We start from the raw sequence: 26,102 nt of genomic DNA, 5'->3' as shown, positions 1-26,102 counted from the left end.
GGTCAAGGGTAATCTGTGCCCCCGTGTCGACGAGTCTGGCGGTTGTTCGTCTCGACCCCGGGCTTCCACTGCCCGCCCGGGCCCACCACGGTGATGCCGGCGTAGATCTATACAGCGCCGAAGACGTCGAGCTCGCGCCCGGGCACCGGGCGCTGGTGGGGACGGGGATCGCGGTGGCCATCCCGGTCGGGATGGTGGGTTTGGTGCATCCACGGTCCGGTTTGGCTGCGCGGGTGGGCCTTTCGATCGTCAACAGCCCGGGCACCATCGACGCGGGTTACCGTGGTGAGATCAAGGTGTCACTGATCAATCTCGACCCCGCGGCGCCGATCGTGGTCAATCGCGGCGACCGGATCGCGCAGCTGTTGGTGCAGCGTGTCGAGTTGGTCGACCTGGTCGAAGTGACGTCGTTCGACGAGGCCGGCGTGGCAGAAACTTCCCGTGGTGCCGGCGGCCACGGTTCCTCTGGCGGACATGCGAGTCTTTAGATGGCATTTGGCAGACGTAGAGCAAAAGACCAGTCGGTCGACGAGCCGGAATCGGCGGGTTCGCACCGGAAGCCGGAGGCGCCCGCCGAAACTCCGGCCGACGACGACATGGATGGCCCGTTCGACATCGAGGATTTCGACGAGTCGACGGTCGCGACGGAGGGTCGCCTGGACCTCGGCTCGGTGTTGATACCGCTGCCCGAAGCCGCACAGCTGCAGGTCGAGTTGACCGAGAACGGCGTCCCGAGCGCGGTGTGGGTGGTGACGCCCAATGGTCGTTTCACCATCGCGGCCTACGCCGCGCCCAAGACCGGTGGGCTGTGGCGGGAAGTCGCCGCCGAGCTGGCCGACTCGTTGCGCAACGACGGGGCGTCGGTGACCATTGAGGACGGCCGCTGGGGCCGTGAAGTGGTCGGCACCGCGTCCGGCGTGGTCCGCTTCATCGGCATCGACGGTTATCGCTGGATGATCCGATGCGTGGTCAATGGCTCCATCGAGAGCGTGGATGCGTTGACCGAGCAAGCGCGAAACACCTTGTTGGACACGGTGATTCGTCGAGGTGACACGCCGCTGCCGGTGCGCACACCACTGCCGGTGCAGCTGCCGGAGCCGATGGCGTCGCAGCTGCGCGAGGCCGCGGCCGCCCAGGGCGCTCCCGTGCCGCCCGTCGAGCCGACCGACGCCGACGGCGCCAGCCAGGAAGAACCGGTCGAGCCCGAGCGTCGCGGTGCCTCCGGCTCGGCCATGCAGCAGCTGCGCGGCACCGGCAACTAGGCACCGGCAACTAGGCCTCAGCGAGCGCCGCCAGGCAGGCGGCGCCCAGCTCGGCCGGGTCCGCGCCGATCTGGTCCAGCGTCACCGTCCGCAGCGCCGCACGCGGCGCGGCGGCCGCCCACTGCCGCCCGACGTCGATCGGATGAATCGGATCATCCTGCGCCGCCGCAACACCCAGCGGCGTCGAGAGCCGCTGCAGGTCCTCCGTCCTCGGGGCGACGTAGCCGGCGGCCGCTTCCATCGCATCGGGCAGGTGCGGCCACTGGCCCAGCCATGAGCGGGCCAACTCGTCGGCCAGCCACGCCGGGCTGGACGCGCGCATCTGCGCCGTCGTCGCCTCCAGACCGTCGTCGCGCAGTTGTCGTGCGGAGTGCTGCGCCGCGACCGCGGCGGTGGCGCCGTCAGGTGCGCCCGTCCATGCCGGCAGCGCGGCCAGCGCGGCGACCGTGCGATCGGGGTGCTGTAACGCCCACGCGACGGCCACCGCGGCGCCGATCGACACACCGCCGACCAGGATCGGTCCGTCTCGCGCGGCGTCGTTCAAGGCGTCGACGTAGCCGTCGATCAGACGTGACGGCTGCGGGCACGGCGCCAGCAGCCGGACACCGGCGCCACGCAGCGGCGCGCCGAACGCCCGGGCGATGTAGTCGTCGTCGGAACCGGTTCCCGGCAGCACGACCGCGGTCACCCCGCGCAGCTCGATGGTCACCCCTAGATATTGCCTGGGCGTCGCTTGGCGTTTGGGGAACCATCGGGTCTACGGTGTCCGTTGTCGTGAGAGGATCGCGGGTACCCGGTCCGGGTGAAGCAATGGAAACGCTCAGGAGAGGCCATGGCGGCGGAAGGCTATCTGCGCCGGCTGACTCGTCGGTTGACGGAGGACCCCGAGCAGCGTGACGCCGAGGAACTGTGTGACGAGGCGGTGACGACCGGCGCGCAGCGGGCCGTCGACTGCGAACGCGGCCAAGAGGTCACCGTCGTCGGAACCCTACGCAGCGTCGAATGCAACGGCAAAGGCTGCGCCGACGGGGTTCGCGCCGAACTGTTCGACGGCACCGACACCGTCGAACTGGTCTGGTTGGGACAGCGCCGGATTCCCGGCATCGAGTCGGGCCGCACGCTGCGCGTCCAGGGTCGGCTCGGCAAGCTGGAGAACGGCAGCAAAGCGATCTACAACCCGCACTACGAGATTCAGCGGTGAACCGTGCCACTGGCGCTGGCGACATGGCTGACACCGTCGACAGCGAACTAGACGGCGTCGGCGTCGGCCGCACCCCGGCAGACCGGATGATGCAACAACTGGGTGGTGTCGCCGGCATCGTCTATTCGTCGCTGCCGGTGCTCGTTTTCGTCGGGACGTCGCGGTTGCTGGGCCTTGGCGCCGCATCCGGCGCCGCGCTGGGCGTCGCCACGCTGATCCTGCTGTGGCGCCTGGTCCGCCGTGAATCCGTCCAGCCGGCCGTGTCCGGCTTGATCGGCGTCGCCGTCTGTGTGCTGATCGCCTACCTGATGGGGGAGTCGAAAGGCTATTTCCTGCTGGGCATTTGGACGTCGCTGATCTACGCGGCGCTGTTCGCGGTCTCGATCGTGATCCGCCGGCCCGTCGTCGGCTACATCTGGAGTTGGCTGCACGGGCACGACCGCGGATGGCGCGGCGTGCGCCGCGCGGTTTACGCGTTCGACGTCGCCACGTTCACCTGGGTGGTGGTGTTCGCCGCCCGCTTCATCGTCCAGCGGGTGCTCTACGACACCAACCACACCGGCTGGCTGGTGGTCGCGCGGATCGGGATGGGCTGGCCGTTGGCCGCGGCCGCGGCGCTGGTGACGTTCCTGGCGATCCGGACGGCACAGCGCGCGCTCGACGTCGCTCTTACTGCGACGGCAGCAGATGCTGACGCAGTTCCTCTTCCGCCTCGGTGACCGCGACGAACAACAGCTCGTCGCCGCCTTCCAGGGGCTCGTCGTCCTGCGGCACGATCACCCGCGGCCCGCGCAGGATGGTCACCAGCGCGACGTCGCGCGGGAGCTGCAGTTTGCGCACCGGCTTGCCGCCCCACGGCGTGTTGTCCGGCAGCGTGATCTCGACCAGGTTGGCCTGACCCTTCCGGAACTCCATCAGCCGCACCAGGTCGCCGACCGCGACGGCCTCCTCGATCAACGAGGCCAGCATCCGTGGGGTAGAGACCGCCACGTCGACCCCCCATGCGTCGGTGAACAGCCACTCGTTGCGCGGGTCGTTGACCCGGGCCACCACCCGCGGCACCGCGAACTCGGTCTTGGCCAGCAGGCTGAGCACGACGTTGGCCTTGTCGTCGCCGGTTGCGGCCACCACCACGTCGAACTCATGCAGCTTCACCTGCTCCAGCACGCTGACCTCGCAGGCGTCGCCCAGCCGCCAGTGCGCGGCCGGAATGGCGTCCTCCTCGATGTGCTCGGGCTTGCGCTCGATGAGCGTGACGTCGTGCTCGTTGTCGATCAGCTCGCGGGCCACCGAGCGGCCCACCGCGCCCGCGCCTGCAACAGCGACTCTCATTGCTCTGCGTCCTCGGTCGGCGGCAGCGCCGCAATGGCCAGCGCCTCCGCGGCATGTCCAGAAATCGCGGCGATGTAGACCTGGTCGCCGGCTTGAATGACGGTCTTGGGCTCGGGCAGGATCCCGGTGCCGAAGCGGATCAAAAACGCGACCCGGGCACCGGTGGCGGCCTCGAGATCGGTCGCCTTGCGGCCCACCCAATCTTCGTGCAGCGCCACCTCCAGGACGGCGACGGTCCCGCTCGGGTCGCGCCAGCGGGCGGTCTCACTTTCGTGGGTGAGCGCGTGCAGCAGCCGGTCGGTGGTCCACGGCACCGTGGCGATCGTCGGGATGCCGAGACGTTCGTAGACCTCGGCGCGCTTGGCGTCGTAGATCCGTGCCACCACCCTCCGCACGCCGAAGGTTTCCCGTGCCAAGCGGGCCGAAATGATGTTGGAGTTGTCGCCGGACGACACGGCGGCGAAGGCATCCGCCCCCTCGATGCCGGCCTTGAGCAGCACGTCGCGGTCGAACCCGAGCCCGAGCACCCGCTGCCCGGCGAACTCGGGGCTCAGCCGAGTGAACGCCGTGGCGTCGCTGTCGATTACCGCAACGTCGTGGCCCAGCCTGGACAGGCCGTCGGCGACCGACGAGCCCACCCGGCCGCATCCCATCACAACCACGCGCACTAGAGGTCCTCTCGGCCCGCCAACCACAGTGGCCAGTCGGTTTGGGAGACATTCTCGTCTACCGAACCGTACCGGGAGGGGCGGTTGCCTTTACTCTTGGCTCTCGTGTCCAAACTTTCGACTGCGGCGCGCCGACTGGTGTTGGGCCGGCCGTTTCGCAGCGACCGGTTGACCCACACCCTGCTGCCGAAGCGGATCGCCTTGCCGGTGTTCGCCTCCGATGCGCTCTCCTCGGTCGCGTACGCCCCCGAAGAGGTCTTCCTGACGCTGTCAGTGGCAGGACTGGCGGCGTATTCGCTGACACCGTGGATCGGTGTCGCGGTGGCGGCGGTGATGCTGGTCGTAGTGGCCAGCTACCGGCAGAACGTGCACGCCTACCCATCCGGCGGTGGCGACTATGAGGTGGTCACCACCAACCTGGGATCCAATGCGGGACTGATGGTGGCCAGTGCGCTGATGGTGGATTACGTTCTTACCGTTGCCGTTTCGACGGCATCGGCGATGTCTAACATCGGCTCGGCGATTCCGTTCGTGGCCGCCCACAAGGTGCTGTTCTGCGTCGCCGCGATCCTGCTGGTGATGAGCTTGAATCTGCGTGGAGTCCGCGAGTCCGGCCTGGCGTTCGCGATTCCGACTTACGCGTTCATCGCCGGAGTGGGGCTCATGTTGGCCTGGGGCCTGTTCCGGGTCTACGCGCTGGACGAGTCGATCCGCGCCGAGTCGGCGGCCTTCGTGATGCACGCCGAGCGCACGTCGATCGCCGGCTTCGCGATGGTGTTCCTGCTGGCGCGGTCATTCTCGTCGGGCTGCGCAGCGCTCACCGGCGTCGAGGCGATCAGCAACGGTGTGCCGGCCTTTCAGAAACCGAAGTCGCGTAACGCGGCAACGACGCTGCTGCTGCTCGGCACCATCGCGGTAAGCCTGTTCATGGGCATCATCCTGTTGGCTAAGGAGACCGGCGCCCAGGTAGTCGACGATCCGGCCAGGCAGTTGAGCGGCGTCCCGGCCGGCTACGAGCAAAAGACTCTGATCGCGCAGATCGCGCAAGCCGTGTTCGGTGACTTTCAGATCGGCTTTCTGCTAATCGCCGTCGTGACCGCACTGATCCTGGTGCTGGCGGCCAACACCGCATTCAACGGTTTTCCGGTTCTGGGTTCGGTTCTTGCGCAACACAGTTACCTGCCCCGACAGCTACACACCCGCGGTGACCGACTGGCGTTCTCCAACGGCATCGTGTTCTTGGCGATGGCCGCTCTCGCGTTCATCGTTGCTTTCCGGGCTCAAGTCACCGCGCTGATCCAGCTGTACATCGTCGGGGTGTTCATTTCGTTCACGCTGAGCCAGATCGGCATGGTGCGGCACTGGACTCGCCTGCTGCGCAACGAAACCGATCCCGCTGGCCGGCGGACGATGATGCGGTCCCGGGTGGTCAATACGATCGGGTTCGTGGCTACCGGGGCGGTGTTGCTTGTCGTGATGGTCACCAAGTTCCTGGCCGGGGCCTGGATCGCGATCGTCGCCATGACGCTGCTGTTTGTGCTGATGAAAATGATCCACAAGCACTACGACACGGTCAGCCGGGAGCTCGAACGCCCAGCCGATGACGAGATGGTCTTGCCCAGCAAGAATCACGCGATCGTGTTGGTGTCGAAGCTGCATCTGCCGACGCTTCGCGCGCTGGCCTACGCCCGGGCGACACGGCCCGACGTGCTGGAGGCGGTCACGGTGAGCGTCGACGACGCCGAGACCCGTGCCCTGGTCCGCCGCTGGGAAGACAGCAAACTCAACGTGCCGCTTAAGGTCATCGCCTCGCCCTACCGCGAAATCACCCGTCCGATACTGGATTACGTGAAGCGCGTCAGCAAGGAATCGCCGCGCAGCGTGGTGACGGTGTTCCTGCCGGAATACGTGGTCGGCCACTGGTGGGAGCACGTGCTGCACAACCAGAGCGCGTTGCGGCTGAAAGGCCGGTTGCTGTTCATGCCAGGCGTGATGGTGACATCGGTTCCCTGGCAACTCAATTCGTCGGAGCGGCTCAAGACGCTGCAGCCTCACGCGGCTCCCGGCGATGCGCGTCGAGGGATATTCGATTGACCTCCGACATCACCGCGGCGCCGCCACCGGCACTGGGGGAGCTGACGTTGACCGTCGGCCCACCGGCAAACGGGGGCAGTTGCGTGGCGCGTCACGACGGCCGGGTGGTGTTCGTCCGTTACGCGCTACCCGGCGAGCAGGTGCGGGTGCAGGTCACCGCGGACCGCGGTTCGTATTGGCATGCCGAGGCGATCGAGGTGATCGAACCCTCCGCCGACCGGACCGCGTCGCTGTGCCCGATCGCCGGTGTGGACGGCGCCGGGTGTTGCGATCTGGCCTTTGTCGATCCGGCCGCCGCGCGGGCGCTGAAAGCCGAAGTGGTGTCGAATCAGCTTGCCCGGCTGGGTAATTACCAATGGCGTGATCCGGATGTACAGCCGCTGAAGCCGACCGGCCCGACCGGCTGGCGGACCCGGATCCGGCTCGACGTCGGGGCGGACGGCCGGCCAGGTTTCCACCGTTATCGCAGCGATGAACTGGTGACCGGTCTGAACTGCGCTCAGCTCCCGGCAGGCATGACCGACGGCCTGGCGGATACGGCGTGGCCGTCCGGCGCGCACCTGCATGTGGTTGTCGACGACGACGGTCAACGGCATGTGGCGCGCACGGTACGCCATGGGCGGCGCAACGCGACCGAGGTTGTCGAGGGCAGTCATCAGGGTGTGCACCGAGCCGGGCGGCACAGTTGGCAGGTGCCTGTAACGGGCTTCTGGCAGGCCCACCGTGACGCGGCGCGGACCTACAGCGACCTGGTGAGTGACTGGGCTCGACCCGATCCGGGGATGACCGCGTGGGATCTCTACGGTGGCGCAGGGCTTTTCGCCGCGATCCTGGCCGACGCGGTCGGGGAGTCGGGTCAGGTGCTCAGTGTCGACAGCGCGCGGGCAGCATCGCGTGCGGCGCGTGCGACGTTGGCCGATCTCCCTCAGGTGCGGGTGGTCAGCGACTCGGTTCGACGGGCGCTGACCGCGCAAAACGGACGGGCCGACGTGGCAGTGCTGGATCCGCCGCGCGGCGGCGCCGGGCGTGACGTGATCGACCTGCTGGCCGCGGCAGAAGTCCCACGTATCGTCCATATCGGTTGCGAGGCGGCATCATTCGCCCGCGACATTGGCTTGTACCAGGGTCACGGATACGCGGTGCACAAGCTTTCGGTGTTCGACTCGTTCCCGCTGACCCACCACATCGAGTGCGTCGCGCTGCTGGCCCGCTGAAGGTCTGCGTGAAGCCTGATTCGGCACCGACCGATCGGCTGGCCGTACCGTCTCAGCGGGCGGCTGCACTGTAAAGAAAGCGTTAGGGATTTAGCCACACCGATCGACGATGTCTAACGTCGTCTTAGGATCTCGATTTCCCGCCGAATTGGCAGTCGAGCACGAATTGGCATGCCCGGAAGTGGATTTGATCGCGATCAACCTGACCGGCTTGTTATGAACGGAGACGTGATGTCTGTGATCACATACGTCTGGGTGGCGGTGGGTGGCCTGGGTTGCGCGCCACAATCGGCACGGCTTCCTGCCCCGTGTCGCCGGTGACATCGTGCGTCCTTCGGCGGCCATGACTGACGTGACGGACCTTCCGGATGACCAGCGGATCTCATCAACCTTTGCCGACAGGTGGAAGCGGTTCTTCCTCGGCAAGCCGCTCATCAACGAGCACTTAGAGGACGAGAGCTTATCCAACACCGTCGCACTGGGCGCGCTGTCACCGGACGCGATCTCGTCGACCGTTTATGGCCCCGAGCAGATCATGGTCGAACTTCTGCCTGCCACCGGGTTGGCCGCGTTCGTGTTGGTGCTTCCGATCGCCGCCGTGATCCTGTTGATTCTGGCACTGGTCACCGCGTCGTACCGGCAGGTCGTCATGGCCTACACCCAACGTGGCGGCTCCTATGTGGTGGCGCGCAGCAACTTCGGACCGCGAGTCGCCCAAATCTCGTCGGCGGCGCTGCTGATCGACTATGTGGTAACCGTCGCGATGCAATGTGCGTCAGGCACGTTTGCCGTGGTGTCGGCAATACCGCGGCTGGGCCCCTACCACGTGGAAATCACCGTGGCAGCACTGTTGCTGATCTCATATGCGAATCTCCGTGGAATGAAAGAAGCGGGCCGACTATTCGCGGTACCCGTTTATGCCTTCATCGCGATGCTGTCAGTTCTGATAGTGACCGGAGTGGTACGCGACATCGTATGGGGCCTACCGAAATACGATGCCGAACACATCGCCGGCGCGGTGCCCGTCCATCACGGCAGCGGACTGATCATGGGCGCCACCGTCCTGGTTCTGCTGCGTGCGTTCGCCAACGGCGGAACCTCACTGACCGGGGTCGAGGCAATCGCCGACGCAGTCAACGTCTTTCGGCAGCCGCAAGGCCGTAACGCGCGTCAAGTGCTGACCGCAATGGCCTGCACCCTCGCATTCTTGCTAGTTGGCGTCATCTTCCTAGTCCATGCCACGCACGCCACCCCGTACGTCTCCGAATACCCATCCATGCTGTCCGAAGTCGGCCGCGCTGTCTTCGGCGGCGGCCTGATCGGCAAGACCATGTACGTCTTGCTGCAGACGGCTAGCGCGGCAATCCTCTTCTTCGGCGCTAACACCAGCTTCAACGGGTTCCCCGCGTTAACCAGCTTTGTCGCCGAGGACAGTTTCCTGCCGCGGCCGATGATGAAACGCGGTCACCGGCTGGTGTTCTCCAACGCCATCATCGTGCTCACCGCGCTGGCCGTGACACTGGTGATCGTGACGGGGGGATCGGTCGATGCAGTGGTGCCGCTGTTCGCGATGGGCGTGTTCACTGGATTCTCGATGGCCGGCTACGGCATGACCAAACACCATCTGACCCATCGTGATCCGGGATGGCAGCGCAAACTGGCGATCAACTTGTCCGCGGGCATCCTGTCTACGGCTGTCGTGTTGATCTTCGCGGTGGCGAAGTTCACCGAGGGTGCCTGGCTGGTCGTGGTGGTCTTCCCGATCCTGGTCTTCGGGCTGATGCGGCTCAACCGCCAATACCGTGCCGAAAACTCGGTTCTCGAAATGTCCCGCACGGAACGCCCCGAGTTTGCCCGACATCCGCAACACCGGATCTTCGTGTTCGTCGATCACTACGACCTTGCCACCGTCGAGACGCTGCACTACGCAGCCGAGCAGCACGCCGAGCAATTGACCGCAGTGCACTTCATGATTGATGAGTTGCACGCGCTGCAACTGCAGCAGCGCTGGGAACACTTCGAGCAGCAGATTCCACTGCTAACACTCCACTGCCCGGATCGGAATCTGATCCGGACTGCACGAGACCTCATCACGCAGGAAATCAATGACAACCCCGACATCAAGATGACCGTGCTGTTGCCGCGGCGAACCTATGCACCCCTCATGGGTCGGTTGCTTCACGATCGCACCGCCGACAAGATCGCAAACAAAATCAGCCGCATCCCCGGTGCGACCGCGCAAATCCTGGTCTACGACATAGGGTCTCGGATCGCGCGAACGGCCGTCGGCCGGTGACAGCTCACCCGAATACGAAGTAGCGCAGCCACAGATAGAGCGCGGACACAACGGCGGACATTGTCGTCACGACAATGCCCTTGCGGGTGAAGTCCCAGAACGAGATGGAGTGACCGGAGCGCAGCGCGATTCCGATCATCACGATGTTGGCGCTGGATCCGACGGCGGTGAGATTGCCGCCCAAGTCGCCGCCGAGCGCCAACGCCCACCACAACACATTCTGGTGTTCCTGGTGCGGCATAGCCGCACTCAAGTGGGTCACGATCGGCGTCATGGTTGCCACGTAAGGGACGTTGTCGATCAGCCCGGAGGCCACTGTCGACACACCGAGGATCATCATCGTTGTGAATAACATGCTGCCGCCGGTCGCGTTTGACGCGATCCTACCGAGATGCTCTATCGCGCCCGTTTTCATAAGTGCGCCAACCATGACGAAAAGCCCGACGATGAACAGCAGGGTGTCCCATTCCACGCTGTCCAGGTAGTCGGACTTCTCCATCTTGGAGATCAGGATGAGGGCACCCGCGCCCAGTAGCGCGACAAGCGACGGCTGTACGTGGATCGTCGGCGACACAACGAATCCGACGAACACCACGCCCATCACAGCGCCGCACCTGACGAGTAGTTCACGGTCTTTGAGAACTTCCCGCTCGTTGAGTGCCATGACGTCGGCGACCCGTTCAGGGGATACCGTCGTGAAGCCGCGGAATAGCACCGGCAGCATGGCGCTGAACACCAGCATGATGATGATCACGATCGGTGCCATGTGGAACAGGAAAGCGTTGAACGACAGGCCTTTGCGCGCGCCGATGATGATGTTCGGCGGATCGCCGACCAACGTGGACGTGCCGCCGATGTTGGAGGCGAACACCTCGGCTATCAACATGGGTATCGGATTGACGTCTAGTCGGTCGCACACCAGCAGTGTGACCGGGGCGATGAGGAGTACGGAGACCACGTTGGGCAGCAGCGCCGAGGACAGCGCCATCACCAACGTCAGCAGGATCATGATGCGCATCGGAGATCCCTTGGCGCGCTTGGCTGCCCAGATCGCCGCGAACTCGAACACCCCGGTATGACGCAAGATACTGACGATGATCATCATGCCCAGCATCAAAAAGATGACGTCCCAGTCGATTCCGGTGTCTTGGGAGTAGAAGACATCGGGCGCGTCGATCGCCGGCAAGATGACCATCAATCCCGCGCCGAGCAGGGCGACCGTGGTCTTGCTGAACTTCTCGCTGATGATGAAACCGTAGGAGGCGATGAACACCGCAGTGGCGACGTACATCTGGATTTCTGTCGATGTCATGCGCGCTGCTCCGCAAGGACGATCGAGGTCGTCCGGCTGCTGTTACCAACGCTGCCAGAGAGGCGCGGGTGAGATACGGCTGCCAGCACTTCGCTGCTCACGTTTGGAACGTCTCCACAGCATCGATCGCGCGCATGCGAGTAATAGTAAATTGCGCAGCGCACTTCGGGCCTAGCCGTAAAAAAATCCTTACACCCGTCCAGTTTCATGGCGCTCACCGGCTGCAACTCAGGTCAGCACGAAATAGCGCAACCACAGGTAGAGGCCACTCAAGATAGCGGACATGGCAGTTACCACTACTCCCTTACGAGTGAACTGCCAAAACGAAATGGGGTTGCCAGATTTCAACGCGATGCCGAGCATCACGATGTTGGCGCTTGACCCGACGGCGGTGAGGTTTCCGCCCAAGTCGCCACCGAGGGCCAACGCCCACCACATCACATTGTGGTGGTCTTGCAACGGGAGTGCAGAGGACAGGTGATCCACGATCGGAGTCATGGTCGCCACGTAGGGAACGTTGTCGATGATGCCGGACAACAACGTTGAGACACCCAGAATCAGCATCGTCGTGACCAGGACGTTGCCTCCGGTAGCGTCGGCCGCCATCTGGCCGAGCGACTTGATGACTCCGGTCTTGAACAACGCACCGACCATCACGAACAGGCCGACCATGAACAGCAGGGTGTCCCACTCGACGTTGGCCAAGTAGTCCGACTTGTCCAGTTTGGAGATCAGGATGAGGGCGCCGGCGCCCAACAGCGCGACCAATGCGGGCTGAATATGGATCGCCTCGGAGACGATGAATCCGACAAGGACCAGCGACAGCACCGCAATGGACTTGAACAGCAGTGCGCGGTCCTGGACGGCTTCCTTTTCGTCGACTGCCATCACGTCGGCGACTCGGTCGGGATCCGCGGCGGACAGGCCGCGGAACATTACCGGCAGCATGGCGACAAACACGAGCAGGATCACCAGCACGATCGGCGCCATGTTGAACAGAAAAGCGTTGAACGACAGACCCTTGCGTGCGCCGATGATGATGTTGGGCGGGTCTCCGACCAGCGTGGCTGTACCGCCGATATTGGAGGCAAACACCTCGGCCATCAAGAGCGGGACCGGGTTGAAGGCCAGGCGCTCGCACACCAGCAAAGTGACCGGGGCGATCAGCAACACCGAGACCACATTGGGCAGTACAGCAGAAGCCAGCGCCATGATGATGATGAGCAGGACCATGATGCGCAACGGGGATCCGTTGGCGCGCTTGACGGCCCAGATCGCGACGTATTCGAATATTCCGGTATGCCGCATGATGCTGACGATGATCATCATGCCCAGCATCAAAAAGATGACGTCCCAGTCGATTCCGCTGGCTTGCGAGTAGAACACGTCGTGCGATTCGATCACGGGCAACGTGATCATCAGACCCGCGCCGACCAGCGCAACAGTGGTGTTGTTGAATCGCTCGCTGATGATGCATGCGTACGCCGCGACAAAGACGGCTATAGCGAAGTACGTCATCGGTCGCCGTCGCTGCGTCCGGTCAAGATCCCCTGAGCCTCGGCGCTCACAATCAGGATTCTCTCGACGACGATCTCGGCACGGGCCTACCCTATTACACGATTGTGTTCACTGTGCTGCGCCCGTTCGCTGGTTCATTGCGGGTCCCATGATGGCGTACCGCACCGGCCGAATAACGAAAACTCCAGGCGTCCTTCACAACTGCGACAACGACGCCGCGAACTGTGGCCTACTCCTCTTTGAGGGCGGCCGAGAGCAACCGGGACGCGGTGATCACGCCGTGCAGCTTGCCGTCTTTGACGACCGCAACCAGCGGACTACGGAGCCTAGCCATGACCTCGGCCACCTCGATGATGGTGTCGTCAGCCTCGGCCACCGGGATGTGCTGCCGCTGCTTGGGCAGCATGTCGCGGATGGTCTTGCCGCTCAGCTTCTCCGCCGCGTGGTCGGCCATCGTCTCGGTGACGACGCTGGCCAGCCCGGGGTCGTCTTGCACGTAGCCCGGCACGATGAAGCGCACCACTTGTGAGGCCGGCAGTACCGCGAACGGCGTCTCCGACGTGTCCGTGACGACCACCAGTCCATTGAGCCGGTGCTCAGCGAGCAGACGGACTGCGTCTAGCGCGTTTGAGTCGATTTTTACAACTGGGAACTTCTCGTCGAGATCCTCTGCCCGCACACCGCCACAATACTTCCGCGGAGAGCATTCGGTAATCGGGATAGGTGTTAGGGAATTCTCAGGTTGCGTTCGATGCCGCTGTGAGCGCGCCCAGGTTTGCGGGGGCCCAGCAGCACTCAGGATTTGAGCGCCGCGGCCAACAAACGTGATGCCGTGATCGCACCGTGCAGGATTCCGTTCTCCGTCACCGCCATCAACTGGCACCGCTGCTGAGACATCTCGGCGGCCACCTTGATCACGCCGTCGCGCGCATCGACGGACGGAACTTTGCGCAGGTCCTTCGGTAACAGGTCGCCCACCGTCTTGCCGGTCAAGTTCTGTGCGTGATCGGCCAGAGCGTCCCCGAGCACGCCGGCCAGCGTGACGTCAGCCTGCACGTAGCGCGGTAAGACGAAATGCAGCATCTCGGAAGCCAGAATCATCGCATAGGGCTTGTGCGAAGCGTCTGCAACGACAAGGCCGGGCAGACCGTGCTCCGCGATCATCCGGGCGGCGTCCATGGCGTCGGAATCCATCTGCACGATCGGAAACTGCTCGTCGAGGTCCTTTGCCCGCACTAGGCCACCATACGACCAAATCTCGCCGCTAGGCGAAGTAGCGCAGCCACAGATAGCCAAGACAGAGCACGAACGACATCGCCGTCACAACCACCCCGCGTTTGGTGAAGTCCCAGAACGAAACCGGATGGCCTGAACGTTGCGCGATCCCGACCGCGACGATATTCGCGCTGGCGCCGACCGGGGTGAGGTTGCCGCCGAGCACGGTGCCCAGCAGCAGGGCCCACCACAGCACGCCGGAGCTTGCGTGCCCGGGGATTGAGTCAGCGAATTGCGCGACGATCGGCGTCATCGCGGCCGCGTACGGAACGTTGTTAATGACGCTGCCCAACGTGAACGAAATGGTCAGCAGCAGCAGCGTCGCCTTCCACGCGTCTCCCTGCGCGACATGGGCGGCTAACTGTGCCAGCTCCTTGATCACGCCGGTTCGCACCAGGGCGCCGACCATGACGAACAGCCCGGCGAAGAACAGCAACGTCTCCCACTCGACGCTTGCCAGGTAGAACTCACGCTCGATGCCCGTGATCAAGATGAGGATTCCGGCGCCGGCCATGGCGACCATCGACGGTTCCATATGGATCTGCTGATGCAAGACGAATCCGACGAACACCAGGACCAGAACGATCGAGCACTGCTTGAGCAGTTTCGGGTTACGGATCGCTTCGCGTTCATTCAGCGCCATCACGTCGGCCACCCGCGCCGCATCGGCGACGAAGAAGCCCGGGTAGAGCCGCGGCAGGATCAAGATCAGTCCGCAGAGCACGAGCACCACCGCCGGTGCCATGTTGGCGCTGAACTCGATGAAGCTGAGGTGCGCTCCGGTACCGATGATGATGCTGGTCGGGTCACCCACGAGGGTTGCTGCGCCGGCGATGTTGGCGGCGATCGCCTCGACGACGAGGAACGGCGCGGGGTTGATCGCGAGGCGGTCGCACACCAGCAAGGTGACCGGTGCGATCAACAACACCGTGGTGACGTTGTCCAGGACAGCGGTGCCGAGCGCCGTGACGAGGATCAGCAAGATCAGAATGCGTAACGGAGATCCCTTGGCGCGCTTGGCCGACCAGATCGCGACGTACTCGAACGCACCGGTCTGACGCACCACGCTGACGATCATCATCATGCCGAGCAGCAGGAACAGAACGTCCCAGTTCACGCCGGTGTCCCGGGAGTAGAAGACATCCTCGGAACTGATAAGCGGCAAGAAGAACATCAAGACCGCGCCGGCCAGCGCCACTTTGGTCTTGTTGAAGCGCTCCGTGGTGATCAGCACGTAGCAGACCACGAACACCACCGACGCATAGATGGAGTGGAACAGGGCGCTACTCATCGGATGTCCTGTCGGGCGTGTGCGCTGCTCGGCATGGACGGATCAGTGGCTCTCAAAGCCCGGGCGCCGCAGCCAATGGGCGTGACGTCATGATCACGTCGTTCAACCCTGACGTCTGTCGCCTAAGCGCGGTGGCGCTGATCGAGCAAGTCATGCCGCACTCCCGAATGGTCCGTAATTGCGGGAAGACTCGAACAGCACGTCAAAGAACGCCGACCAGGCTTCCCGGCACACCGGGGGCTTACGTTAGCAGGCTTGCCTGTGGTGTTTCTGAGCGCGGGCATGCTATGAGGTCGGGTATCTGCGCAGGTCCGCGTGGCTAGTTGGGGGCTCTGCGTACACTGACACAATGCTTGAACAGATCCGTGGACCCGCCGATCTGCAGCACCTCTCGCAAGCCGAACTGCGCGATCTGGCCGCCGAGATCCGCGACTTCCTGATCCATAAAGTTGCGGCGACGGGCGGCCACCTCGGCCCCAATCTCGGGGTCGTCGAGCTGACCCTGGCGTTGCATCGGGTGTTCGATTCGCCGCACGACCCGATCGTCTTCGACACGGGTCACCAGGCCTACGTGCACAAGATGCTGACCGGCCGCGCCGCGGACTTCGAAACGCTGCGCAAAAAGGGTGGGCTGTCGGGATATCCGTCGCGCTCGGAGAGCGAGCATGACTGGGTCGAGTCCAGCCACGCCAGCGCCGCGCTGTCCTACGCCGACGGGCTGGCCAAGGCGTTCGAGCTGACCGGACATCGCAACCGGCACGTGGTCGCGGTCGTCGGCGACGGCGCACTCACCGGTGGAATGTGCTGGGAGGCTTTGAACAACATCGCGGCGGCGCGGCGGCCGGTGGTGATCGTGGTCAACGACAACGGTCGCAGCTACGCGCCGACTTTCGGCGGCCTGGCCAACCACCTGGCCATGCTGCGACTGCAACCCGGCTACGAACATCTGTTGGAGCGCGGCCGCAGTGCGGTGCGCGGCATGCCGTTCTTCGGTGACCTGGCTTACCAGTTCATGCACAGCGTGAAAGCCGGCGTGAAGGACGCACTTTCGCCGCAGTTGCTGTTCACCGACCTCGGGCTGAAATACCTGGGTCCGGTCGCCGGCCATGACGAGCACGCGGTCGAGGCCGCGCTGCGGCGGGCGCGCGGATTCCACGGCCCGGTGCTGGTGCACGTCGTCACACAGAAAGGTCGGGGCTATGGCCCGGCCGAGGACGACGAGGCCGAGCAGATGCATTCGTGCGGGGTGATCGACCCGGTGACCGGTTTGGCCACCAAGGTTCCCGGGCCGAGTTGGACGGCCACCTTCTCGGAGTCGCTGATCGAGCAGGCGACCAAGCGCCGCGACATCGTCGCGATCACCGCTGCCATGCCCGGGCCGACCGGATTAAGCGCGTTCGGAGCACGCTTCCCAGACAGGCTGTTTGACGTCGGCATCGCCGAGCAGCATGCGATGACGTCGGCGGCCGGGCTGGCGATGGGCGGCATGCACCCCGTGGTCGCGATCTACTCGACGTTCCTCAACCGGGCGTTCGACCAGATCATGATGGACGTCGCGCTGCACAAGCTGCCGGTCACGATGGTGCTCGACCGGGCCGGGGTCACCGGCAACGACGGGCCCAGCCACAACGGCATGTGGGACATGTCGATCCTGGGCATCGTTCCCGGCATCCGGGTCGCCGCGCCCCGCGACGGCGCCCGCCTGCGTGAGGAGCTCGGCGAGGCACTGGCCGTCGACGACGGCCCGACGGTGATCAGGTTCCCGAAAGGTGATGTCGGCGAAGACATCCCGGCAGTGCGACAACATTCCGGGATAGACGTGCTGGCGGTGCCCGCCGACGGCCTCGGTGCGGACGTGCTGTTGGTGGCTGTCGGAGCGTTCGCGTCGATGGCGCTGGCGGTGGCCGAGCGGCTGCGCGATCAGGGCATCGGGGTGACGGTGGTCGACCCGCGGTGGGTGCTGCCCGTGTCAGAGGCGTTGGGGGAGTTGGCGATCGCGCATAAAGTGGTTGTCACGCTGGAAGACAACGGGGTGGCCGGTGGTGTCGGCTCCGCCGTGTCGGCCGCGCTACGGGCCGCCGAGACCGATGTGCCATGCCGCGATGTCGGTCTGCCGCAACAGTTCTTCGAGCATGCGTCGCGCGGCGAGGTGCTGGCCGACGCCGGACTGACCGATCAGCACGTCGCGCGCCGCATCACCGGTTGGATCGCGGCGCTCTCGGGCGACAGCGTCGACTCCGGTGCCGCAATCACCGAGCACCTGGACTGATCCAGCGACGCGAGGGCTTCGCGACACGTAAACCGTTGCCACGACACGCCGGCGAGATTCGCAATGGCTTAAGTCTCGGCAGGTTGCGGTGGAGATTTCAGGGCTTCGGCCAACACGGGCACCGTCAGCTCCCGCTGCCAGCTGCGGGCCTGGCCGGCGGCCAGGAATCCGTCGATCACCTGCTCGTCACCGCCCTCCCAGTCCCAGCACAGCCGCCGAACCAACTCAGGCGTGACCAGATTCTCGGTCGGCACCCCCACTCGCTCGGACAATTCGCGCAGGGCGGCACGGGCTGCGTCGAGTCGCGCGGCGGCCTCGGGCCGCCGGCGGGCCCACCGCGCCGGCGGCGGCGGACCGTTGAGAGGTTCGACTTCCTCTGCAGGAACGGGATTTTCGCGTGCGGCCTGGAGTGCCGCCAGCCAGGTGGACGCGCTGCGACGTTGCCTCTTTCCCCCGAAGATCGGCAACGCGACCAAGTCGTCAAGGGTCTTCGGGTCGGCGGCTGCGGCATCGATGATCGCCGAGTCGGGCAGGATGCGGCCCGGTGCGATGTCGCGCCGTTGCGCGATTTCGTCTCGCACGAGCCATAATTGGCGCACCGCGGCCAGACCGCGCTGGGTGCGCACCTTGTGGATGCCGGACGTGCGGCGCCAGCGGTCCCGGCGGGTGGTCGGCGGGCCCTGGCCGGCGCTGCTCCGAAGGTAGTCGAATTCTTCTGCGGCCCAAGCGGTTTTGCCCTGCTCTGCGAGTACGGCCGCGATCGCATCGCGCAGGTCGACGAGCACCTCGACGTCGAGCGCCGCGTAGTTGAGCCACGCGGCCGGTAGCGGCCGCCGAGACCAGTCCGCGGCACCATGACCCTTGGCCAGGCCCACCCCGAGCAGCCGTTGCGCCTCGGCCGCCAGGTTGACCCGGTCGAAACCGGCCAGTCGCCCCGCGAGTTCGGTGTCGTAGAGCGCTGGCGGTCGCATGCCGACCTCGGCGAGGCACGGCAGGTCCTGATCGGCTGCGTGCAGAATCCACTCGTCTTCGGCGAGCACCTCGGCGACGGGCCGCAGCACGGTCAGCGGGTCGCCGCCATGGCTGACCGGATCGATCAGCACGGTGCCGGCGCCGGCTCGCCGAATTTGAATCAAGTAGGCGCGGTTGGAGTAACGAAACCCCGAGGCACGTTCGGCGTCGACGGCGAACGCGCCGCTGCCACTGGCGAGCAGTTCTGCGGCGGCGGCGATCTCGGCGGGACTCGTCGACAGAGCGGGCACACCGTCGGCAGGTGCAAGCAGCGGCGTTACTTCTGGTTCCGCGTTGTCCGGTGTTTCGGCGGTCGCCTCGACCATCTCAGACGCGGGACCGGGTGCCCAGATCCGTCACCCCGACCGGCGGCAGCCCGGCGGCGTGCTCGAGCACCTCACAGAACGCTTCGACATGGGTGCCGATGTCGGTGGTGAGTGCCGTCCAGGACGCCCGAAGCTCCAGCTGGTGAGCCCGCGGCGGTCCGGAGATGTCGCCGTAGCGCACCGAGGTGGTGGCGGTCACGGTGCCGCCGAGCGCGGTGACCTGTTCAGCGCGCGCATCCAGCGCCTCCACCAGCCAACTCCAGGCCACCTCCGGCAGCAACGGGTCGACGGCTTCGCTGGAATCCAGGTCGGCCTGGATGTAGGCGACCAGCCGCATGGTGCCGTCCCATGCGTCGGCGCCCTCCGGGTCGTACAGCAGGATCAACCGGCCGAACGCGTCGCCGTCAGACCGCTCCGGGACGACGTCGACCTCGGGGCGTTTCACCTCGGCGCCCAGCGCATAGCTGTAGGGCGCAAGCCGTTGCGGTGGCCGGATGGGGCCCAGCTCGATCTCGGCTCGGACGGTGGCCCCGCTCATCGCCTCCACGGCATCGCGAAACGGGGCCGGCTCGGCTGCTGTCATGGGCGCCGCACCTCCTCGTCGCTTCGCCCCGCCTCGCAGCGTTGCTGGCGGTTCACAGCGTTTGACGCTAGACCTATCCGCCGACACGCGGACACAGGCGCGCCGTTTGGGCCCGACAGGCGCCGTCAAAGTGGTGTGCAGCGCCATCGTTAGTCGGCGGTGAAGCGGGCCGGTCGCTTCTCCCGGTGGGCGGCGAGACCTTCGGCCACGTCGGGCCCGCTGAAACTGAGGAATTCCAGGCCAAGGGAGGTTTCGAAGGCGGGCGCGGCCATCCGGTACCAGTGGTTGAGGCTGTGTTTGGTGAACCGGATCGCCGACTGGGCCCCTTGCGCCAGCTCGCCGGCGATCCGGGTGGCCGTCTCGAGCACGTCGCCGTCATCCACGCACAGCGACACCAGCCCGATGCGCTCGGCTTCCTCGCCGGACAGCGGCGCGCACGTGAGCAGGTAGTACTTGGCCTTGGCCATCCCGACCAGCAGTGGCCAGCAGATCGCGGCATGGTCGCCAGCGGCAACGCCCAGCTTGGTGTGCCCGTCGATGATCTTGGCGTTGCGCCCGGCCACCGAGACGTCGGCGAGCAGCGCCACCACCAGGCCCGCGCCCACCGCCGCGCCGTGAATAGCCGAGATCACCGGCTTGTCCAGGTTGACCATGTTGAGCACCAGGTCGCGAGCCTCACGCATGATGCGCATCCGGTCGTCGAACCCGCCCATCGTCTCGTCGATCAGGTCAAAGCTGCCTCCGGACGAGAACGCCTTGCCCTCCCCGCGGACCAGGACCGCGCGCACCTCGGGGTCTCGACCGATCGCGGGCCAGATGTCGGCGAGGTCGCGGTGCATCTGCGGACCGACCGAGTTGAGTCCGGGCGAGTCGAGGACGACGTGCAAAACACCGTGCTCGGCGCGTTCGAAGCGAAGGCTGGGGAACTCGTCGTAGCTGACAGCTGGGTGGCGAACTGGCATCCGGGCTCCTGACGACTGGCTCACGGGCATTACCGACGACGAGATTACGCATGGGTTTGTCGGTGACTAAAAGTCGGCGTGTCGATGACGAGGAGGCCAAACGTCCGCAACGCGTTCGGGCCTGATGGCTAACCTCAGGTGGTGCGATCAACAGTGAGACTGTCGCAGTACCGACGCGAAGTGTTGTGGACCAACTTCTGGTTGATACCCACCATGGAGGTGTTCGCCGCGATCGCGCTGTTCTGGGCGACCTTGCAAGTCGATCGGGCGGTTTACCACCACGTCTTCACCTTGCCTGCTTGGGTCGAGGCCGGCAGCGCCGACACCGCACGCGAAATCCTGTTGGCGGTTGCAGCCGCGATCATGACGGTGATCGGTATCAATTTCTCGGTCACCATCGTCACGCTGACCCTGGCATCTACCCAGTTCGGGCCCCGGATGCTGCGCAACTTCATTCGCGATCGCGGTACGCAATTAACCCTCGGCACTTTTGTGGCGACAGCGGTGTATTGCGTGCTCGTGTTGTTGGCCGTCGGGCCCGGCGAGCATGGCGAGTTCGTGCCGCACTTCTCGGTCTCGATCGTGTTCGTGCTGGTGCTGGTCGATTTGGCGGTGCTCATCTATTTTCTGCATCACATCGCCATCGCGATCCAGCTCCCGTTTGTCATCGCCAACATCGCGGGCGACCTGGGGCGCTACCTCCGAGTGCGGCGGCCAGACATACGGATGAGACGGCAATCCGACCCAGATGATGCCGAAGAGATCAGCGGATTGATTGCCACCGTCGAGTCATCAGGGTCGCGCGTGCCCACACCCAAAGGCGGCTATTTGCAAGCGATCCGCTACGACAAGTTGGTTCGGCTGGCGTCGGAGTTCGATGGGGTGATACACGTGCCGTATCGACCCGGCCACTTCTTGGTTGAGGGCAGCGAGCTTGTCCGCGTATGGCCGCCGCACGCCGCCGAAGCGGTCGCCCGCTGCCTGAAGCGGGCCCAGGTCACCGGACCGGTCCGCACGCTCGCCCAAGATCCCGCCTTCGCCGTCGATCAACTCGTCGAAATAGCCATCCGCGCACTGTCGCCCGCGGTTAACGACACCTACACGGCGATGACGTGCGTGGACTGGCTCGGTAACACCTTGTGCCGGCTTTCTCAAGTGTGGACGCCCGCACCGGCCTACCGCGACCGCGCCGGACGAATACGCGTCATCTGCGAGCAAGTCAGCTACGAAAACCTCATGCGACGATCGTTCGACAAGATCCGCCAGGCCAGTAGCGGCATGCCCGCATTGTTCATGCGGCTACTCGAGGCGCTCAAGGCGATCATGGACCAGACGAAAGATCCACGCCACGCCGAAGTCCTGATGGATCAGGCAAATATGGTCCATCGCGCCAGCCTCGAAACGGTCTCAGAACAACTTGACCACGCGGGCGTGGAACTTCGATACAACGCCGTCGCCGCCAGTTATGCGGCAAAAATGCCGGCATGAAGGCACTCTGCCGCGCCGCCTGAACCACGCCTCCCGTGCCGTGGCAGCATTGAGGCTGATGAGTGACCGCCGCACCCTTCCCGACTCGCCGTATCTGGCCGCGGCCACCGGCCGCAAACCCAGTCGCGTGCCGGTGTGGTTCATGCGCCAGGCCGGCCGGTCGCTGCCGGAATACCGCGAGCTGCGCAGCCAGAACACCATGATGGAAGCCTGCTTCGACGCCGATCTGATCGCCGAGATCACGCTGCAGCCGATCCGCCGTCACGACGTCGACGCCGCAATTCTGTTCTCCGACATTGTCGTTCCGCTGCGCGGGGCCGGCGTCGATGTGGACATCGTCGCCGATGTCGGACCGGTCATCGCGGCACCGGTGCGCACCGCCGCCGACGTCGACGCCCTGGGGCCGCTCGATCCGGGCGGTGTGCAACCGGTTTCGGACGCGGTCGCGTTGTTGGTGCGCGAGCTGGGTCAGGTTCCGCTGATCGGTTTTGCCGGCGCGCCGTTCACGCTGGCGTCCTACCTGGTCGAGGGCGGGCCGAGCCGCAACCACGCCAAGACCAAGGCGATGATGCTGGCCGAGCCTGACTGCTGGCACGCGCTGATGGAGAAGTTGACCGAGCTGTCCGTCGCGTTCCTGCGGGTGCAGCTCGACGCAGGAGTGGACGCGATTCAGGTGTTCGATTCGTGGGCCGGTGTGCTGTCGCTGGCCGACTACCGCCGATACGTCCTGCCGCACAGCTCGCGGGTGTTCGCCGCACTCGCCGATCGCGGTGTTCCGATGACGCACTTCGGGGTGGGCACCGCCGAGCTCCTGGGCGCGATGTCGAGCGCGGGTGCGACGGTGGTGGGGGTCGACTGGCGGACGTCGCTCGTCGACGCCGCGGCGCGGGTCGAGAGCGGAAAGGCGTTGCAGGGCAACCTCGATCCGGCGGTGCTGCTGGCCGGCTGGCCGACGCTGGAACAGGTTGCGCGTACCGTGGTCGACGACGGGCGCCGCGCCGTCGACGCCGGCGCGGCCGGGCACATCTTCAACCTCGGCCACGGTGTGCTGCCCGAGACCGACCCCGCGATTCTCACCGACCTGGTCGCACTGATCCATTCCTTATGACCCCTGCCAAGCCCTCGTATTGCGTTGTCGGTGGCGGGATTTCAGGCCTCACCGCCGCCTACCGGCTGCGTCAGGCCGTCGGTGACCAGGCGAACATCACGCTGTTCGAGCCGTCGGACCGACTCGGCGGCGTGCTGCGCACCGAGCGGGTCGGCGATGTCGCAGTCGACGTCGGCGCCGAAGCGTTCGTGGTGCGCCGACCCGAAATGCCCGCACTGATGGCCGAATTGGGGCTAGCCAACGAGCAGCTCGGCACCACCGGTGCGCGGCCGCTGATCTACAGCCAGGCCCGGCTGCACCCACTGCCGACCGGGACGCTCAACGGCATCCCCTCGTCGGCGGAGTCGATGGCCGGCCTGGTCAACGACGAGACGCTGGCCCGCATCGCCGCCGAACCCGATCAGCCGTTGAATTGGCGCGCCGGCGATGACCCGGCCGTCGCCGATCTGCTGGTGGACCGATTCGGCGAGCAGGTGGTGGCCCGGTCGGTGGATCCGATGCTCAGCGGGGTGTACGCGGGATCGTCGGCAACCATCGGTCTGCGTTCGGCCGCCCCGACGCTGGCGGCCGGCTTGGACTCCGGCGCCAGGAGCGTGACCGACGCAGTCCGTCAGGCGCTCACCAGCATCACCGCGGGCCCGATCTTCGGCGCGGTCGGCGGGGGATACACCGTGCTGGTGCAGGAACTGGTCCGCCGCGGCCGTTTCCAGTGGGCGCAGGCCGCGGTCGAGGGGATCGACGCCGCCGGGCAGGGCTGGACGCTGCGCGACGCCACCGGTGAGCAGTGGCACGCCGACGCGGTGATCCTCGCCGTACCGGCGAGACAGCTTGCCGGGCTGGTCAATACCGTCGCCCCGCGCACCGCGGCGGCGGCCGGCCGCATCGAGTGTGCTTCTTCGGCGGTGTTGGCAATGGCTGTGCCCCGCGGGCTTGCTTTCCCGCAGAACTCCGGTGTTTTGGTAGCCAGCGGAGAACGGTTGCACGCCAAGGCGATAACGCTGTCGTCGCGCAAATGGGGACGGCGTACCGACGTCGAGCTGTTGCGGCTGTCGTTCGGACGTTTCGGGGACGACCTCGCGACCCGCGCGACCGACGACGAACTGCTGGCGTGGGGGTTGGAAGACCTGGCCACCGTTTTCGAACTCAACGTCGACCCGGTCGACGTCCACGTGCAGCGATGGCCCGACGCGATGCCGCAATACGGGCCCGGGCACCGCCAGCTGGTCGCCGAACTGCGCGCCGGTCTGCCGCCGACGTGTCAGGTGGCGGGCAGTTACCTCGACGGGATCGGAGTCCCGGCTTGTATCGGCGCTGCCGGGCGGGCTGCGGCTGCCGCGGTCCGGGCCGTCGAATCGCCCGTGGCACGATAGTTCTCATGGCTCGCTTGGACTATGACGCTCTGAACTCGACCGTCCGATACCTGATGTTCTCGGTGTTCGCGGTCCGTGCCGGTGAGCTCGGCGATCAGCGGGAAGGGGTCGTCGACGAGACGGTGACCTTCTTCAAGCAGCGCGAGGACCAGGGGGTCGTGGTCCGCGGTCTGTACGACGTCGCGGGTCTACGCGCCGACGCCGACTTCATGATCTGGACCCATGCCGAACGCGTCGAGGCGCTGCAGGCCACCTACGAGGACTTTCGCCGCACCACCGCCCTGGGTCGGGCGTCGACACCGGTGTGGAGCAGCGTCGCGCTGCACCGGCCGGCCGAGTTCAACAAAAGCCACATCCCGGCGTTCCTGGCCGGCGAGGAGCCGGGCAACTACGTCTGCGTCTACCCATTCGTTCGATCCTACGAGTGGTACCTGTTGCCCGACGAGGAGCGCCGCCGGATGCTCGCCGAGCACGGCATGGCGGCCCGCGAGTACAAGGACGTCCGAGCCAACACCGTGAGGGCGTTCGCGCTCGGCGACTACGAATGGCTGCTGGCGTTCGAGGCGCCGGAACTGCATCGCATCGTCGACCTGATGCGCGAACTGCGGGCTACCGATGCGCGACGTCACACCCGCGAAGAGACGCCGTTTTTCACCGGGCCACGGGTGCCGGTCGAGCAGCTGGTCAATTCGCTGCCCTAAGGCGCAGCAGAGGGGGAGACATGACAACGCAATTCGATCCCAACGATCACACGCGTTTCGAGGAGATGTACCGCGACACACGGACATCGCACGGTCTGCCCGCCGCCACCCCGTGGGACATCGGCGGGCCGCAACCCGTCGTCCGGCAACTCGTCGCACTTGGTGCGATCAAGGGTGAGGTCCTCGACCCGGGCACCGGCCCGGGACACCACGCCATCTACTACGCGTCCAAGGGCTATTCGGCCACCGGCATCGACGGCTCGGAAACCGCGCTGGAACGGGCCCGGGAGAACGCGCGCAAAGCCGGAGTGTCGGTGAACTTCCAGCTGGCCGACGCGACCAAGCTGGAAGGTTTGGACAACCACTTCGACACCGTGGTGGATTGCGCTTTCTACCACACCTTTTCGACCGACCCAGAGCTGCAACGGTCCTACGCCCGAGCATTGCATCGGGCAACCAAAGCTGGGGCGCGGCTCTACATGTTCGAGTTCGGCGCACACGAGGTCAACGGCTTTCGGATGCCAAGATCGCTGTCCGAGAACGACTTTCGCGACGTATTTCCCGACGCCGGATGGGAGATCACGTATCTGGGGCCGACCACATATCAGGTCAACCTCAGCGTCGAGGCCATCGAGATGATGCTGGCCCGCAACCCCGATCAGGCCGAGCAGATCAAACCATTTTTGGAGCGGTTCCGTGTCATCGAACCGTGGTTGACCCACGGTCGCGCCCACGCCCCGTTCTGGGAGATGCACGCCACCCGCGTGGGCTAAGCGTCATCTCGTCGCGAAAGTGCGACTAGCGACATCGCCTCTCGGAAA

The 26,102-nt window shown here is 65.5% G+C and carries 22 protein-coding genes and 2 pseudogenes; 13 read left to right on the top strand and 11 right to left on the bottom strand.

Features of this window, described 5'->3' with window-relative positions; genetic code table 11:
• The first annotated feature begins 23 nt into the window (after positions 1 to 23).
• Positions 24 to 488, top strand: coding sequence for a dUTP diphosphatase (gene dut, locus A5658_RS06565; RefSeq protein ID WP_067332481.1), 465 nt, complete (start codon positions 24 to 26; stop codon positions 486 to 488).
• Positions 489 to 1,262, top strand: a complete 774-nt coding sequence (locus A5658_RS06560; RefSeq protein ID WP_067332480.1) for a DUF3710 domain-containing protein — start codon at positions 489 to 491, stop codon at positions 1,260 to 1,262.
• 10 nt (positions 1,263 to 1,272) lie between these two features.
• Here the strand turns inward: A5658_RS06560 and A5658_RS06555 are convergent, their stop codons facing one another.
• A complete protein-coding gene (locus A5658_RS06555; protein ID WP_067332479.1) occupies positions 1,273 to 1,971 on the bottom strand; it encodes a thioesterase domain-containing protein in 699 nt (232 codons plus the stop codon).
• A 123-nt stretch (positions 1,972 to 2,094) separates the two neighbouring features.
• Here A5658_RS06555 and A5658_RS06550 point away from each other — a divergent pair, with 123 nt between their 5' ends.
• Together A5658_RS06550 and A5658_RS06545 are read left to right on the top strand one after the other, a co-directional pair.
• Positions 2,095 to 2,463: an OB-fold nucleic acid binding domain-containing protein gene (locus A5658_RS06550; protein WP_067332477.1), complete on the top strand. Its 369-nt coding sequence runs from the start codon at positions 2,095 to 2,097 to the stop codon at positions 2,461 to 2,463.
• Between the two features lie 23 nt (positions 2,464 to 2,486).
• On the top strand, positions 2,487 to 3,182 hold the full coding sequence (locus A5658_RS06545) for a DUF3159 domain-containing protein (RefSeq protein WP_067332780.1): 696 nt from the start codon (positions 2,487 to 2,489) through the stop codon (positions 3,180 to 3,182).
• Here A5658_RS06545 and A5658_RS06540 read toward each other — a convergent pair.
• Together A5658_RS06540 and A5658_RS06535 are read right to left on the bottom strand one after the other, a co-directional pair.
• Entirely contained in the window at positions 3,133 to 3,795 is a 663-nt protein-coding gene (locus A5658_RS06540; protein ID WP_067332475.1) for a TrkA family potassium uptake protein, read from the bottom strand. The genes A5658_RS06545 and A5658_RS06540 overlap by 50 nt on opposite strands.
• Complete coding sequence (locus A5658_RS06535) at positions 3,792 to 4,463, bottom strand: TrkA family potassium uptake protein (RefSeq protein ID WP_082992982.1); 672 nt, start codon at positions 4,461 to 4,463, stop codon at positions 3,792 to 3,794. Before A5658_RS06535 ends, A5658_RS06540 begins: the two co-directional genes overlap by 4 nt.
• 105 nt (positions 4,464 to 4,568) lie before the next feature.
• On the opposite strand from A5658_RS06535, the gene A5658_RS06530 reads away from it, so the two are divergent.
• The 3 genes and pseudogenes from A5658_RS06530 to A5658_RS06520 all read left to right on the top strand — a co-directional run.
• Positions 4,569 to 6,557: an APC family permease gene (locus tag A5658_RS06530; protein WP_067332470.1), complete on the top strand. Its 1,989-nt coding sequence runs from the start codon at positions 4,569 to 4,571 to the stop codon at positions 6,555 to 6,557.
• A gap of 32 nt (positions 6,558 to 6,589) precedes the next feature.
• Positions 6,590 to 7,771 carry a TRAM domain-containing protein gene (locus A5658_RS06525; protein WP_156751306.1) on the top strand — a complete coding sequence of 394 codons (1,182 nt, stop codon included), beginning with the start codon at positions 6,590 to 6,592 and terminating at the stop codon, positions 7,769 to 7,771.
• Positions 7,772 to 8,123: 352 nt separating this feature from the next.
• Positions 8,124 to 10,043 (top strand): annotated as a pseudogene (locus tag A5658_RS06520) (APC family permease); the annotation flags it as partial.
• Positions 10,044 to 10,071: 28 nt separating this feature from the next.
• Here A5658_RS06520 and A5658_RS06515 read toward each other — a convergent pair.
• The 5 genes from A5658_RS06515 to A5658_RS06495 form a co-directional block, all read right to left on the bottom strand.
• A complete protein-coding gene (locus A5658_RS06515) occupies positions 10,072 to 11,379 on the bottom strand; it encodes an SLC13 family permease (RefSeq protein ID WP_231997231.1) in 1,308 nt (435 codons plus the stop codon).
• Positions 11,380 to 11,607: 228 nt separating this feature from the next.
• Positions 11,608 to 12,897: an SLC13 family permease gene (locus A5658_RS06510; protein WP_067332463.1), complete on the bottom strand. Its 1,290-nt coding sequence runs from the start codon at positions 12,895 to 12,897 to the stop codon at positions 11,608 to 11,610.
• Between the two features lie 229 nt (positions 12,898 to 13,126).
• Entirely contained in the window at positions 13,127 to 13,576 is a 450-nt protein-coding gene (locus tag A5658_RS06505) for a CBS domain-containing protein (protein ID WP_067332461.1), read from the bottom strand.
• A gap of 116 nt (positions 13,577 to 13,692) precedes the next feature.
• Positions 13,693 to 14,133 (bottom strand): CBS domain-containing protein, encoded by a 441-nt coding sequence (locus A5658_RS06500; protein ID WP_067332460.1) that lies wholly within the window; start codon positions 14,131 to 14,133, stop codon positions 13,693 to 13,695.
• 28 nt (positions 14,134 to 14,161) lie between these two features.
• Positions 14,162 to 15,463 carry an SLC13 family permease gene (locus A5658_RS06495; RefSeq protein WP_067332458.1) on the bottom strand — a complete coding sequence of 434 codons (1,302 nt, stop codon included), beginning with the start codon at positions 15,461 to 15,463 and terminating at the stop codon, positions 14,162 to 14,164.
• Positions 15,464 to 15,812: 349 nt separating this feature from the next.
• Between A5658_RS06495 and dxs the strand changes: the two genes are divergently transcribed.
• Entirely contained in the window at positions 15,813 to 17,732 is a 1,920-nt protein-coding gene (gene dxs, locus A5658_RS06490) for a 1-deoxy-D-xylulose-5-phosphate synthase (protein ID WP_067332456.1), read from the top strand.
• 68 nt (positions 17,733 to 17,800) lie between these two features.
• Here the strand turns inward: dxs and A5658_RS06485 are convergent, their stop codons facing one another.
• The 3 genes and pseudogenes from A5658_RS06485 to A5658_RS06475 form a co-directional block, all read right to left on the bottom strand.
• Positions 17,801 to 19,069 (bottom strand): ribonuclease D, encoded by a 1,269-nt coding sequence (locus tag A5658_RS06485; protein WP_067332454.1) that lies wholly within the window; start codon positions 19,067 to 19,069, stop codon positions 17,801 to 17,803.
• Position 19,070: 1 nt separating this feature from the next.
• A pseudogene (locus tag A5658_RS06480) lies at positions 19,071 to 19,708 on the bottom strand (DUF3000 domain-containing protein).
• A gap of 93 nt (positions 19,709 to 19,801) precedes the next feature.
• Positions 19,802 to 20,614, bottom strand: a complete 813-nt coding sequence (locus tag A5658_RS06475; protein ID WP_067332449.1) for an enoyl-CoA hydratase/isomerase family protein — start codon at positions 20,612 to 20,614, stop codon at positions 19,802 to 19,804.
• 141 nt (positions 20,615 to 20,755) lie between these two features.
• Between A5658_RS06475 and A5658_RS06470 the strand changes: the two genes are divergently transcribed.
• From A5658_RS06470 to A5658_RS06450, 5 genes are read left to right on the top strand one after another with little or no spacing between them, the layout of a single operon-like run.
• Positions 20,756 to 22,102, top strand: coding sequence for a DUF2254 domain-containing protein (locus A5658_RS06470; protein ID WP_067332778.1), 1,347 nt, complete (start codon positions 20,756 to 20,758; stop codon positions 22,100 to 22,102).
• Positions 22,103 to 22,160: 58 nt separating this feature from the next.
• Complete coding sequence (hemE, locus tag A5658_RS06465) at positions 22,161 to 23,210, top strand: uroporphyrinogen decarboxylase (protein WP_067332447.1); 1,050 nt, start codon at positions 22,161 to 22,163, stop codon at positions 23,208 to 23,210.
• Entirely contained in the window at positions 23,207 to 24,580 is a 1,374-nt protein-coding gene (locus A5658_RS06460; protein WP_067332445.1) for a protoporphyrinogen oxidase, read from the top strand. Before hemE ends, A5658_RS06460 begins: the two co-directional genes overlap by 4 nt.
• A 5-nt stretch (positions 24,581 to 24,585) precedes the next feature.
• Positions 24,586 to 25,281 (top strand): hydrogen peroxide-dependent heme synthase, encoded by a 696-nt coding sequence (hemQ, locus tag A5658_RS06455; RefSeq protein ID WP_067332443.1) that lies wholly within the window; start codon positions 24,586 to 24,588, stop codon positions 25,279 to 25,281.
• 20 nt (positions 25,282 to 25,301) lie between these two features.
• The gene (locus A5658_RS06450; RefSeq protein WP_067332441.1) at positions 25,302 to 26,054 is read left to right on the top strand and encodes a class I SAM-dependent methyltransferase; all 753 of its coding nucleotides are present in this window, start codon (positions 25,302 to 25,304) and stop codon (positions 26,052 to 26,054) included.
• Positions 26,055 to 26,102: the final 48 nt, after the last annotated feature.

Origin of the sequence: Mycobacterium sp. 1245111.1 (assembly GCF_001673405.1) — a bacterium.
Taxonomy (GTDB): domain Bacteria; phylum Actinomycetota; class Actinomycetes; order Mycobacteriales; family Mycobacteriaceae; genus Mycobacterium.
Note: the sequence above shows the minus strand (reverse complement) of the source record. Positions and strands in the feature narration are given on the sequence as shown.